Source organism: Plectonema radiosum NIES-515 (assembly GCF_025753815.1).
Lineage (GTDB): Bacteria > Cyanobacteriota > Cyanobacteriia > Cyanobacteriales > Nostocaceae > Hassallia > Hassallia radiosum_A.
On the sequence record NZ_JAOWRF010000159.1, the window covers coordinates 1 to 13,060 of the forward strand.

A 13,060-nucleotide genomic window follows, 5' to 3' on the forward strand; every position below is an offset into this window, starting at 1 on the left:
GTCTCCTCCAACTCCACCGAAGAGCGAGTCTCCTCCAACTCCACCGAAGAGCGAGTCTCCTCCAACTCCACCGAAGAGCGAGTCTCCTCCAACTCCACCAGTTACACCTCCGGTTAAACCAAGCACATGAAATTATCCGACTGAATGTTTGATTCAGTCGGGTTAAGTAAGAAAACAATTCAAGCAAAACTAGTTTGCAATTCGTAGTTAGTGTTTTAGCGCTGAAGCGCTAACTACGAACTTTAATTTTTTTATGTCCAGCTAACTAATTTTTACTCTCGAATTTGTCAAATGGTTGTGGAACAATAGATGTGGAAGATGGTGGTTGTGGGGTGTCTTCAGAAACTTCTACCCAAGATATGGTGGGAGTGTCTGTATCTTCTAAAGATAAAGTATTTGCCAAATTCGTGTATTGAGAATTTTTCAACTCATCAAGGGCTTCTAGAACTAGGGATGCAGATTGATAGCGTTGTTTAAAGTCATCCAGCACCATTTTACTAAAAATCTCTGCTAAGGCGTGACTGACCTTTGCTTTGTCGAGCCATTTCAGTTCTCCGTCAGCATCTCTATCTAGTTCATGGGGATGTTTGCCAGTCAAGGCTTTAATACCAATCATGCCAACTGCATAGATGTCACTACTGTATTGCGGACGCCCAAAACATTGTTCGCTTGGTGCATAACCTTTAGTACCAATGCCAATGGTAAAGGCAGTTTGCTCTGGATTATCAAGCAGTTGTGTAGTGACTTCTTTAACGGCACCAAAGTCAATTAATACCAGTTTGTTGTCATCTCGTCGCATGATGTTGCTGGGTTTAATATCTCGGTGAATTACGCCATTGTCATGAACAAATGCTAATGTTTGCAATAAGTCCCGCAACATCTCGATAACTTTGGGTTCGGGGATAAGTTTACCTGCTGGAAGTTCCTGATTGAGAGGATGACCGATTATATATTCTTGAATTAAGTAAAATTCTTCGTCTTCTTCAAAATAAGCCAATAACTGAGGAATTTGGGGATGTGTTCCTAGTTTTTCTAAAGTTTGCGCTTCTGATTTAAACAAACGTCTGGCAATTTCTAAGCTTTCTGATTTGGTATTACCTGGTTTTAACTGTTTAACAACACATAGCGGGTTTTGTGGACGTCTGGTATCTTCTGCAATGTAGGTTTCGCTGAATCCTCCTGAACCGAGAACTTTGACAATTTTGTAGCGTCCGTCAAGTATTTTACCCGCTATTGCTTTTTCTCTTTGCTGAAGCAGGTCTTGCAGGTCATCTTCCATGCTGATAATTTCTTGGGCAAGATGATTAGATGAATGTTTCTGAAGAATATTGACTAATTGGCTTTTTCTTAACTTATCTTTAGCTACTTCGGTTCCGAGATAAGAAAGTCCGATCGCACCCATCGCCATCATTGGCACTGTAGTTGGTAAAATTAACTGATTATATATAAAAATAGAATAACTAATTCCGCCCCAAATGGTTGCTAGGGCAGTCATAGCTAAAAATCTAATTATGCCTCGCTTGTTGCGAGTGACTATCAGGGCACATCCACCAACTAAGGCAAGCACAAACAATCCTTGCAGAAATGGATTTTTAATTGGTTGAGCGATCGCTTTTCCCTGCATTAAAGTCGCGATCGCATTCGCATGAATTTCTACCCCTGCCATTTGTTCATAACTTGGGGCAGCAGCTACTGAATGATAATCATTACTTAACTTGTTGGTTGCCCCAATCAAAACTATTTTATCTTTGAAAATTTTTCCTTGCTGCAAATAAGAATTCCAATTTTCGGGATCGAGTACGTACCAGAAAGGAATATGCTCGAATGTTTGCGGAGAACCGTAAAAATAAATGCGATCGCCTTTTGGTCGCGCATATTTCACGTTTGCGGCTCTAAGAACCGCTTCCCCAAAAGATGGTATTTTATCTCCTGGGACAAAACCTTCGTTTTTCGCTAACAATTTCGGAAATTCGCTTGCGAAGCGGTGAATTTTGCCATCTACCTCTACGGGTAAATTAACCGAGCCAATCGATACCGAGCCTGTGCGAAACTGCACGGATGGCTGGGACAACTGCCAACCTTTGCCTTGATACGTCTCAATAAACTCGTAAACTGCCCCTAAAGCAACTTTGTCACCATAACGTTGCAATGACTGTTGTAACTTTTGATCGTCGGCAGTATCCTCAAGATTCGGTCGATCGAATACTACATCTAATGCAACCGAGCGTGCCCCTGCTTTGATTAACTTATCAATTACCTGAGCATATGCCTCACGTTTATAAGGAAATTTTTGTAGCGGTTCAAAGTAGGCATACTGCTTCGGGTCTATTTGATAGGATTGTGCAGGAGTTGATGTTGACTGGTCGTCAATTGCTAATATCACGATATCTTCTGGCGGCATCACAGAGCCGCGTAGTTGATAAAAAGTAGAAAATGCCTGACTTTCCATCAATTGCGTTAAACCCAAGCCAGAAGCACTTAGCAATGCTGCTCCTAATGCGGAAGTACCAGCAAGTAGATGACCTAAACGAGTCATCTGCTTTGAGAAACGCGCTAATGCAGTTGCAGTGGTTTTTGTCGATTTACTTGACAGTCTATTGGCAGCAGAGACATAGTTTTTAGGTAAGGGAGATTTAGATTCTTCTGCCATATCGTGTTATTCATAGATTTACATACAATGATTTTATTTATTTACACCCTGTTATAGTCCCAACTATCTTGACATGATACTTAAATGAAAAACTTATACATTTGTAACTTATTCTTTATTTTTTCCCAAATCGGAAGTAAGGCTCTTATATCAAGTCAGAAACGAAACATAGCTTCATATATTTTAATAACCCAAGTGAGTATATATGATTGTTCCACAGACTGAAGCGAGATTAAGTTGCAGCGAGGGTGAGTATACTCAATTCTATAATACCTCTCACGTTCTGCGATGATTGACGGTGCTGGGCGATCGCCCAGTGTGAATGTCTCACGTCCTCAAAGATATAGATAACGGATTTGCGATGGCAAATCCGTTGATCTAGCTATAAAGTAGCTTTCAAGGGATGTTATGAATTACTTTAAAGACAAAATCTATAGATAAGGATGATTATATCCTACTCCCAGCCTACCCATACCTCTTTAGGAGTAAACTTAACTGTTATATGGTTAAATTAGCTGTCCCAACAGTCAATTTTATTGGTAGATTTTGATCGTAGGGTATTTATTGTAGAGGTGCTTCATAAAAATAAAGCGTTTTTTCCGTGTCTTAGAGAGTGTTGGCGGGGTATTGAAGAGCTATTATGAACATTACGCATTTATTTCTTGCCACTATACTAGCTGGAGTAAAAAAGGTTCAGCGCCCAATTGAAAGCCCACTCCAATGTTTCAGCCGATTTTATCATTTGAAAGAGGTAACGTCAAAGCTATAAATGACGATATAGTTTATAGATATTAGCAAATTTGTCATTTTATTATTGCTATAATCTATTGTTCAATCTAAATGCTTTTCTATATATATTAGGTGTAACTTTACTATGGGTTCTCCAATGAATCGTCTATCTATTTTTGTAGATGGAAACAATATGTTCTATGCTCAACAAAAAAATGGCTGGTTTTTTGATCCACGACGCGTCTTAGAATATTTTAGAACCGAGCATCATGAAACAGCCTTAATCAATGCCTTTTGGTACACAGGCTTAAAAGATCCACAAGATCAGCGAGGGTTTAGGGATGCTCTAATCAGTTTGGGATATACAGTCAGAACTAAAATTCTTAAAGAATATTATGATGATTCCTCCGGTCGTTATTCACAAAAAGCAAATTTAGATATAGAAATTGTTGTAGATATGTTTAATACAGTAGAACAATACGATCGAGTAGTTTTATTTAGTGGTGATGGAGATTTTGAAAGAGCAATAGAATTATTAAGAGGGAAAAATACTTATATAACAGTAGTATCGACAGAAGGGATGATAGCCAGAGAGTTACGTAATGCTACTGATAGATATATAGATTTGAACGATATTCGGGATAAAATCGAAAAAACGGAAGGTTGATATTCTTAGCAATTATTTACAAATCAGGAGTAAAGAAAATTAATATAAAAGATATTTGCGGTAAAAATTAGAAACGCTAATAAGGAGATGAAAATGAACAACAACGAAGAGAAAATTATCATTTTTGATACGACCCTGCGAGATGGTGAGCAGTGTCCGGGTGCGACTTTGAATATAGACGAAAAGCTGGCGATCGCCAAGCAGCTAGCACGTCTTGGGGTAGATGTGATTGAAGCAGGTTTCGCTTTTGCGAGTCCTGGAGATTTTCAGGCAGTGAGCAAAATCGCGGAAATTGTCGGGACAGAAAATGGTCCGATAATTTGTAGTTTGGCAAGAGCGATTAAAGGAGATATTGAAGCTGCGGCATCCGCATTAAAACCAGCCGCTAAAGGGAGAATTCACACATTTATTTCCACATCTGATATCCATTTAGAGTATCAGCTGCGGAAGTCACGCTCAGAAGTATTAGCGATCGCCGAAGAAATGGTCGCTTATGCCAAAACTTTCATGGCAGATATAGAATTTTCGCCGATGGATGCTGTGCGTTCCGATCCAGAATTTCTTTACCAAGTATTAGAGCGAGCGATCGCAGCGGGCGCAACAACAGTTAACATTCCTGACACAGTGGGTTATACTACCCCCAGCGAATTTGGAGCGCTAATTAAGGGAATTAAAGAAAATGTCCCCAACATCAATAGCGCCATTATTTCCGTTCACGGACATAATGATTTAGGCTTGGCAGTTGCTAACTTCCTAGAAGCTGTGAAAAATGGCGCAAGGCAGTTAGAATGTACCATCAACGGAATTGGTGAACGTGCAGGAAATGCCTCGTTAGAAGAATTAGTTATGGCATTGCACGTCCGACGACAATATTTTAATCCGTTCTTAGGAAGACCAGCAGAATCCGAAGAATCACTGACAAATATTGACACTCGTCAAATTTACAAAACATCGCGCTTAGTTTCCAATTTGACGGGAATGTTAGTGCAAGCAAATAAAGCAATAGTGGGTGCAAATGCTTTTGCTCATGAGTCTGGGATTCATCAAGATGGTGTGCTAAAAAACAAGCTCACCTATGAAATTATGGATGCCCAATTGATTGGATTGACAGACAATCAAATCGTCTTGGGTAAACATTCAGGCAGAAATGCTTTCCGTACTCGGTTGAAAGAATTGGGCTTTGAACTTTCAGAAAGCGAGTTAAATAAAGCATTCGTCAGGTTCAAAGAAGTAGCCGATAAAAAGAAAGAAATTTCGGATTGGGATTTGGAAGCGATCGTTAACGATGAAATTCAACAAGCACCCGATTTGTTTAGATTAGAGTTGGTGCAAGTTTCTTGTGGCGATCGCGCTCGTCCCACCGCAACTGTCACCCTCCGCACTCCAGAAGGTGAAGAATTAACTGACGCAGCGATCGGTACAGGACCCGTAGATGCGGTTTATAAAGCAATTAACCGCGTGGTTAACGTCCCAAATCAGTTAATTGAGTTTTCCGTACAGTCGGTAACAGAAGGTATTGACGCACTTGGGGAAGTAACCATCCGCCTCCGGTATGAATCTCAAGTATTTGCAGGACATGCGGCGAATACAGACATCATAGTTGCCTCGGCTCAGGCTTACGTGAATGCACTGAATAGATTGTATCCTTATCTGCAACAATCCCAAAAACAAGAACAGGTAACTGCACAGCAAATTTGATGCAATTGACATAAATGTAGAGACGTAGCACTTGGTAGTCTCTACATTTATTTTTTGAATATATATGTGATTCAAATGAGAACCGTTATATTCGCTATTAGACATCTCCGGAGTCATACGTAGAGACGTAAGCTAGCTACCTCTCTACAAGGGTTTCGGGCAACGCATAATTAATTTATGGAGACGTCTATTGGTGATTAGCGATCTGGTGGTTGTTCGACTTCTGATCCATCTTTATTCATAATCACGACTTGACGCTGGCTGGGGTCAAATCGATAAGATTGTTGTTGCATAATAGTTTTATTTTCACGCGGATCGAAGTTATGGCTAAATTTTGTGTTTAAAGTGTTGACACGTCCTTCCATCAATTTGACTTCAGTGCCAATTTCTCTTAGTTTGTCTTGCTGTAACCAATGGTAAGGCAAAAGTTGTACCAAGGCAGATGCTGCGGCGACTGAAATGACAGCATTAACCCCGATTTTTACCGTCGTTTCCAGTGCCATCACCTGATAAGAGCGTTGTCTTAGATGCCGTCGTGGTCTTGGAGCAACCCGACGTTTTTGTATAGGTTCTAGCGGTGGTCTGGAAGGTTGAAATGCATTCATAGTATTAAAAATAACCTCGACTATCGGCAGAAACTAACCGGAAAAATCTGACTAAGATTAATTACGGTTTTATTTAGCTGTCATATTACTTCATTTTTTCGAGATTGCTACACGTATGTTAATACTTAAAAATAAACCTGGCATACGCAAGTAATCAGTTACCAAGAATCGACGGTATCAAGCCGCAAAATGGAAACTGCTTTCGTACTGCCAGGATTATCAGCTTTTTGATACTTTGCCTGAGATGGCAGATGGGAATATTGGCAATTAGGTTCGGGAATTAAAAATCTATGGTATTTTTTCCTAATCCCTAGTTTACAGTCCCAGTATCAAGCAGCTTAGGATTTGTAAAGTTCTGTTGATAAACGCCAAGCCAGAATTCCTGGAATCAGCGCCACAACTAGAGCTATGTAGACTTGAGTATCTGATATATGCATATAATCGAATCCTGCGAATAGAATAGGAATTTTGATCGGTTCGTTTACTACTTTTGCCTGTTTTGCCAAGATTGGGGAATAACTTGTTACAAAAAGTAGTCAAAAGTAGAGACGCGATATATCGCGTCTCTACGAGTCAAAAGTCAAGTTTTTTTAGCAAAAATTATTAATCTATGTTTTGCTATCTGGGTATCGATTTTGGGACTTCTGGTGCTAGGGGTGTGGTGATTTCCTTTGAAGGCAATATGCTTTATTCGGTGCGGTATCCTTGGGAAATGTCAAATGAAGGTAACTTGACGACTTGCTGGCAAACAGCTTTGTTTACCTTGTTAGAACAAATCCCCTCAGAATTGCGCCTTCAAATCAAGGCGATCGCCATCAATGGAACTTCTTCCACTGTCTTGCTGTGCGATGCCTCTGGAGAGCTTGTAGACGCACCGCTGTTGTACAATGATGACCGGGGTGCAGTCATGCTGGAACGCTTGGGTCACGTCGCACCCGCAAATCATACCGTATTAAGCGCTACTTCCAGCTTGGCTAAACTTCTGTGGATGTCTCTACAACCATCTTTCGCAGAGGCTAGATATTTTATGCATCAAGCCGACTGGTTAGGGTTTCTCTTGCATGGAAAGTTGGGTATAAGCGATTACCACAACGCTTTGAAATTGGGTTATGACGTGGAAAATTTTCGATACCCGGAATGGTTGGAGAAGCTGCAAATACCAATTCATCTACCAAAAGTAGTAGCTCCTGGAACTGCGATCGCTCAATTACTTCCAGAAATTGCGGCTAAATTCGGTTTCCCTTCATATTGCTTAGTGTGTGCTGGTACAACTGATAGTATTGCCGCTTTTATCGCCAGTGGTGCAAAATTACCCGGTGATGCGGTGACTTCCCTTGGTTCGACGTTGGTGTTGAAGTTGTTGAGTCGTACCCGTGTAGAAGATGCGCGATATGGAATTTACAGCCACCGTTTAGGCGATTTGTGGTTAACTGGGGGTGCTTCCAATACTGGGGGTGCGGTGCTACGGAAATTTTTTCCGGATGCTGAGTTAGAAAGATACAGTCGTGAAATTGATTTAGGCGAATCAAGCTCGTTAGATTATTATCCGTTGTTGAAAATTGGCGATCGCTTTCCGATTAATGACCCAAATTTACCACCGCGATTAGAACCGCGTCCAGATAATCCTGTGGAATTTTTACATGGATTATTACAAAGTATGGCACGGATAGAGGCGCGGGGGTATGAATTACTACAGCAGCTTGGAGCAGATAAGTTAAAGCGTGTCTACACCGCTGGAGGTGGTGCAGCAAATGACACTTGGACGGCAATTAGAAAACGGTATTTACAGGTTCCTCTGCTGCGTTCTGATAATACCGAAGCTGCCTATGGGACAGCGCTTTTAGCCATGGGGGGAGGGGGAGAGTCAGTAGGTGGGAGTAACGCGATCGCAAACAACGCTTTCCCCCGTCTTTAAAGACGGGGTTTATCCCGATAATTTTCGCCCAAATTAATGGGGACTTGGCTCCCAGTCGGGGTGGGTGGGTATCTCGGTCAAATTCTGTGAAGCAACTAAATGCAGTGGGATTAACTTTAGTAAATGATGAATTTGCCAATTGAAGATTCATCTGTTAGTTTGTCTGACTTTGCTGATGTAGTGCTGCGATCGCTGACCAAAGACGAAGAAGATATTATCTTAGTTGGTCACTCAATGGCTGGTACTATTATCCCCATTAGAGACGTTCCGGTGGAAAGTCTCTAGAATATGTATGATTTGCGCTTCCATGATATAAGTTGAATATAGGCGATCGCTAACTTTTATTTTGCTTTTCGGTAATTTTAATTGCCAAAATGTGAACACAAATACTTTCTCTTGTGTTTATGCGTCGTCTGGTTACTTATATTTTAATTTTTTTACTTTCACTCTCATTTCTTACACTGTGGATGCCTCTGAATGATACTGATTGTAATGCAGAACTTTTTCTGAGATCAAAAACGCCAAAATTCCAAGTACATGCTACTAAAGTTGTTGTCAAACCGTGGTTTGGCGAACACCACGTATATGGTATATTTATGGTTCCAGATAAATACAAAGAACCGCCATTCTTTATTTTAACAGTTAAAGGTCTTGGCAGTTTCTGCGAAAAGCCTTTTGGTAATAGTCAATACTATGATGACATTTTTGCGGAACCGGGAACCCATATAATCAGAGATTACATTAGAACTCGACTGGCTTTGCGATTAATTCTCCAAGGTTTGTATTTTCAACTTCATGATAAATATAACTGGAGTTTGACTTATCCGGAAGATAATTCTGCTAAAATAAAATGAATACCCCATCTTGAAAGACGGGGTTTATCTCTATTAGACTTTGGACAGAAATATTTATTCTGATCCACCTACTTAGTTGAGACAAAATGTTCAACTACTTGCTTCTTCTCCAAAAAAACCCATTAAATTTTGCCCAATTGGGTAGAAGGCATCGCTAATAATTCTTTTTCTAATTTCCAGTCCGTAGTCCCCAGTCCAATCTCTAGTCACCCGATTTATCCTGAACAGTATCACAACCACTTGAAAATCATAGTCATAGCTAGACTTTTAAGGTGCTTGCACTGTTCTTCTCTTCAAAGAGGAGGACAGTACTAACTACGGTATGACGCCGCAAGCAACTGTCAGCTGATGTAAACTGTGTTTTGGCTATGACGCCGCCATGAGCGTGAATGATACTGCACACTCCAATAATTCAGCCTGGAATCGGCAAGTATATCACCGTCTGAAACTTGCCCTTAGTCTTCGCTTACGACGACAAATCTTTTTGGCGGTATGTGATGATTTAAACCTGAGAAATCAAGTTGCAGCTCGTTTGCATTCAACTTTGGCTTATCCGGTTGGACAAGTACTATATCAGCCAACAGATTGGCAAGAAAGCAGCACACCAGCTTATCCGCGATTAGTGACATTGCGGTTAAATTTGAGCGACCCCAATCCGATCGCTCAAATAAATCAATGGTTAACTAATTATCCACCGCCAGTAGTTGGAGCGTCAAAAGACTCACCTGGGCGACCTTTGCCAATTCCGACATTTCAAATTGTCGGAGTAGAGCAGTTAACTAAGCAACCAGTAGCAACACAACGTTTATTTTTGCACTATCTGCGCTTAACTGAGCAGCATTTATCTCTCCAAGAATCGAATCGATTCTTAGAATCGAGTTTGTTGCTATGGGTACCGCGTCCTTGGTTACATGCTATCCAGCAGTCAGCACCACAGTTTTGGCGTTGTCGTACTGGTGTATTTATGTTTGCCGGCGAACCCACCCCGACGATGCAAAAACAAACTGCTCCCGAACGTTTTCCCAGTTCGAGAAGTTTGGATTTAGTCAGTTTTGAAGATGCGATTATTGAAGAATCAGTTACCCAAAGAGAAATCACAGAGGCAGCTTCTAGCAATTTAAATTTTGGGGAAGATTTCGATTTCCAGACAGAAACTCTAGTTAATCACGGACACAAACCAGCAGAAGTTACTGAGGCAAAATCAGAATTATTCATTGCTGCAACACCACAGGAAGAGACTGCTACATCCAGCCAGAGTGATATCCCATTGCTGCCGAGTTTGCCTCATGTTAACAAAGAGTTAAGCGAGTTAGTACTGGCAACAATTAATCATAAAATCGCAGAAGAAGATGATAATTACCAAGGGCAGCAAATGCTTTTGGAAATTGAGGAATTACACTCACGACCAGAAGCGAACTCAGAACTGGCAGCAGCTTATCATCGCTTAGGAAATTTATATCGGATTCGCATTGAGCAAGGACAGTCAAACTTAGAAAACTTGATGGTAGCAATTCTCGCTTATCAGGAGGCTATTACTCATGACGAAACCTCACCCCAAGTACCAGATATATTAAATGACTTAGGTACACTTTACTGGATGCTGTACCGCACACCTCCCAATTCTGAGGAGGGACAACCTTATATAGAACAGGGAATTAAATTTTATCAGTTAGCTTTAAACATGATTGCACCCCAAACACACCCGGATACTTATGCACGGGTGCAAAATAATTTGGGGACAGCTTATGGTGATTTAGCTCGTTTTTCTAATCCGTCAGAAAGCTGGTTGCAAGCGGTTTCAGCTTACAGCGAGGCTTTGCGCTATCGGACAGCGGAAATGGAGCCGTTGAAGTATGCTGCTTGTCAGAATAATTTAGGTACTGCTTATTGGCATTTGGCGCAATATAATCAACCGATGGTGCATTTGAAGCAGGCGATCGCATCTTACAACGAAGCACTAGCTCTTTACAGTAGCGACAGGGAACCGCTCAAATATGGCATGATTCAAAATAACATCGGCACGGCTAACTGGAATCTGGCACAATATGAAAATCCGGCGGATAATTTACAACAAGCGATCGCTGCCTACAATGAAGCTTTAAAATATCGTACACCGAAGAACGTTCCCACAGCAGCAGCCGCTACACAAAATAATCTTGGCACTGCTTATTGGCATCTAGCAAATCTATCTCAAACAACAAAAGAAGCGCGGCACAACTTTCTTCAACTTTGCATCAGCGCATACGAAGAAGCCCTTGCGCTTGCTCATTCACTTAATGGCGTACCTCTCAGCTTTGACATCTTTGCTAGTCACAATAACCTCGGACTGGCACATTATCAACTAGCAACAGACCAGTATTTTGATTGCGATAAAGCAATTCGTTCTCAATACTTAGAAGCCGCTTTAGATAACCATTTGCAAGCTTTAAATGGCTTCAGCAAACAACCTGAAGCTTATCAAACAACCTTCAATTATGTGGTGAAAATAGTTCGCGCATTCCACAATGAATTAGGGATACAAGGACAAAATCTTGCCTTATCTAAAGTTCCAGGTCAGTTGTTACCAGAAATTTTATCAAAGTTGTGATTGTTGTTAGTGGTTAGTTGCTATGAGTTATAAAATATATCTTATCCAGCTTTGAAACCTACTATTAATAGCTGATCCACTAACCACTAACCACTAACCACTAACTACTCCCAGTTTCCCATTCTTCATTACTATCTGAATTGATAGCAGAAAATAGTGATGAATAATCAGCTTGAGCCAATGACATTTTTATTGCCGTTTGCAAAATTTCCCGCACACCTTCGATACTGCTGACATTCAAACCCACTGATTTCGCTTCATCGATAAATAAATCTGTGTCTTTAAGTAGATGCTTTGTCGGAAAATTGGGATTGGCATAATTACCATCCAACATCCGTTGCAGCTTTTTGTCAAATGTCGGTGCGTAAAGCGCACTGTCTCGCAAAATTTGCATAAACAAGTCCACATCGACACCGTAACGCTGAACGAAACCCAGACTCAGAGCAAAGCTGGTAGTTAAAGAAGCAATTAGTTGATTTAGCGCTAATTTGAGTGCAGAAGCGGTTCCCACAGCACCCACATGTACGGGTTGTGAACCAAAATGTTGTAATAACTCTAAGTAGCGTTGATATTGTTCGCGGTAAGCACCTACCATGACAATCAGTTTGCCATCTGTTGCTTCGGGAATGCTACCTAAAACCGGTGCTTCTAAATATTCACCACCTGCGTTAACTACCGAATCTCTAATTTCTTTGCTTTGGGAAGGAGTAATTGTCCCCATTTGAATGACAGTGCGCCCAGCCAGAGTTCGCCAAGAAGTATCCGAAAGCAGTACACTATAAATTGCTCCCGCATTGGTCAGCATGAGAATTATACAATCAGCAGCGCGAATTGCGTGGCGGGGATGCGCTGCAATTTCAGCTCCAGCTGCTTGTAATGGTGCTAATTTTTCTGGGGTGCGGTTATAGACGATTAGCTGTATATTTGCTGCTAATAACCTTTGAGCCATCGGTAGCCCCATTAATCCAGTTCCCAGAAATGCTACCTTCATTATTATTCTTCCTTTCGCACACGCGATCGCTTTTCAAGAAAACGGAAAGCTAATAGCTAATAGCTATTAGCTTTTAGCTGATAATTTGAAGATACTCAAATTCAGTTCAGATGATTAGCCACCAGCAGCAAAAGTAGCCATAATCAAAACTGAAAGTAAAATACCAGGGGTAAGTAGTGTCACTAGCATTAACAAGTCATGAGTAGACATAATTTTTACTTCTCGAATGTTTTTGTCTTAACTGTAATCACTGTTATGGTAGACTATCCATCCAAAAGGCAGTATTAATATAGCTTTAACTTTTTAGATTTATTAGGGCATTGGGCAATGGACAGGAGACAAGGAGACAAGGAGAATAATTCTT

The 13,060-nt window shown here is 40.9% G+C and carries 10 protein-coding genes; 6 read left to right on the plus strand and 4 right to left on the minus strand.

All coding sequences use genetic code 11. The features are described 5' to 3' along the window. Positions 1-265: 265 nt before the first annotated feature. A complete protein-coding gene (locus OGM63_RS10780) occupies positions 266-2,650 on the minus strand; it encodes a CHASE2 domain-containing protein (RefSeq protein WP_263745531.1) in 2,385 nt (794 codons plus the stop codon). A gap of 874 nt (positions 2,651-3,524) precedes the next feature. Here OGM63_RS10780 and OGM63_RS10785 point away from each other — a divergent pair. Further along, on the plus strand, positions 3,525-4,046 hold the full coding sequence (locus OGM63_RS10785) for a LabA-like NYN domain-containing protein (RefSeq protein WP_029632188.1): 522 nt from the start codon (positions 3,525-3,527) through the stop codon (positions 4,044-4,046). A gap of 87 nt (positions 4,047-4,133) precedes the next feature. Further along, positions 4,134-5,744, plus strand: a complete 1,611-nt coding sequence (locus tag OGM63_RS10790) for a 2-isopropylmalate synthase (protein WP_263745533.1) — start codon at positions 4,134-4,136, stop codon at positions 5,742-5,744. A 197-nt stretch (positions 5,745-5,941) separates the two neighbouring features. Here OGM63_RS10790 and OGM63_RS10795 read toward each other — a convergent pair whose 3' ends face one another. Continuing rightward, positions 5,942-6,349: a slr1601 family putative cell division protein gene (locus tag OGM63_RS10795; RefSeq protein WP_263745534.1), complete on the minus strand. Its 408-nt coding sequence runs from the start codon at positions 6,347-6,349 to the stop codon at positions 5,942-5,944. A 338-nt stretch (positions 6,350-6,687) separates the two neighbouring features. Beyond that, a complete protein-coding gene (psaM, locus tag OGM63_RS10800) occupies positions 6,688-6,786 on the minus strand; it encodes a photosystem I reaction center subunit XII (protein ID WP_263745535.1) in 99 nt (32 codons plus the stop codon). A gap of 173 nt (positions 6,787-6,959) precedes the next feature. Here psaM and OGM63_RS10805 point away from each other — a divergent pair, with 173 nt between their 5' ends. From OGM63_RS10805 to OGM63_RS10820, 4 genes are all read left to right on the plus strand, one after another. After that, a complete protein-coding gene (locus tag OGM63_RS10805) occupies positions 6,960-8,264 on the plus strand; it encodes an FGGY-family carbohydrate kinase (RefSeq protein ID WP_263745536.1) in 1,305 nt (434 codons plus the stop codon). A 123-nt stretch (positions 8,265-8,387) separates the two neighbouring features. Then, positions 8,388-8,549: a lipase family protein gene (locus tag OGM63_RS10810; protein ID WP_263745537.1), complete on the plus strand. Its 162-nt coding sequence runs from the start codon at positions 8,388-8,390 to the stop codon at positions 8,547-8,549. A gap of 182 nt (positions 8,550-8,731) precedes the next feature. Further along, on the plus strand, positions 8,732-9,118 hold the full coding sequence (locus OGM63_RS10815; RefSeq protein ID WP_263745538.1) for a hypothetical protein: 387 nt from the start codon (positions 8,732-8,734) through the stop codon (positions 9,116-9,118). A 379-nt stretch (positions 9,119-9,497) separates the two neighbouring features. Further along, on the plus strand, positions 9,498-11,705 hold the full coding sequence (locus OGM63_RS10820) for a tetratricopeptide repeat protein (protein ID WP_263745539.1): 2,208 nt from the start codon (positions 9,498-9,500) through the stop codon (positions 11,703-11,705). A 100-nt stretch (positions 11,706-11,805) separates the two neighbouring features. On the opposite strand, the gene OGM63_RS10825 is transcribed toward OGM63_RS10820, so the two are convergent. Next, entirely contained in the window at positions 11,806-12,696 is an 891-nt protein-coding gene (locus tag OGM63_RS10825; RefSeq protein WP_263745540.1) for an NAD(P)-dependent oxidoreductase, read from the minus strand. Positions 12,697-13,060 lie beyond the last annotated feature (364 nt).